We start from the raw sequence: 536 nt of genomic DNA on the forward strand, positions 1-536 counted from the left end.
CGGCCGCCGGCGATGGTGCTGTTGGGGCCTTGAAGCTGGTGCCAGATGGCGCTGGCTGAGGCGGCGCGGTTCATCACCATGTTCGGGGCGAGCGCGGCCGGCACATGGTGCGGTTTGGGTCCGGTCAGGGATGCCTTGGTGAAGTCCATATAGCCCTGGGGGGTACCGGTGGTGGTGCCCATGACCATGGCGATGTTTGGCCCGCCGGATATCGGGGCTTCCTCGGGCGCCTCGTGGAAGAGTTCGCGTACGGCGGTGACCGCCAAGGCGGCCTCACGCCCCAGTATGCGCGTTCCGCTCTTTCCCAGAACTTCTCGTATGTTGAAGTCGGGAACCAGGCAGATGTTGGCGTCGGGGACGGTCTGCCAATCGTCGGGATCCGGGGGTGCTGCGGTCTTCCGCCCGGCGTGAAGTCCCTCGGAGAATGCGGCGCCGCCTATCCCGAAGGGGGAAACAGCCGACCATCTGGAGATATAGATCTGATTCGGTCCGCTGGGCCCGTCGCTCATCGCTGGTGTTCCCTCTCTAGAAGCAGG

General features: G+C 65.1%; 1 protein-coding gene. It reads right to left on the reverse strand.

Translation table 11 applies throughout. The annotated features are described in order from the left end of the window. Window positions 1-509 (reverse strand): beta-ketoacyl-[acyl-carrier-protein] synthase family protein (locus tag CCN51_RS54740; RefSeq protein WP_483883493.1); only part of this gene is annotated, 509 nt, incomplete at its 3' end. Window positions 510-536: the final 27 nt, after the last annotated feature.

This window comes from Streptomyces milbemycinicus, from assembly GCF_002154605.1.
GTDB classification, from domain to species: Bacteria; Actinomycetota; Actinomycetes; order Streptomycetales; family Streptomycetaceae; genus Streptomyces; species Streptomyces milbemycinicus.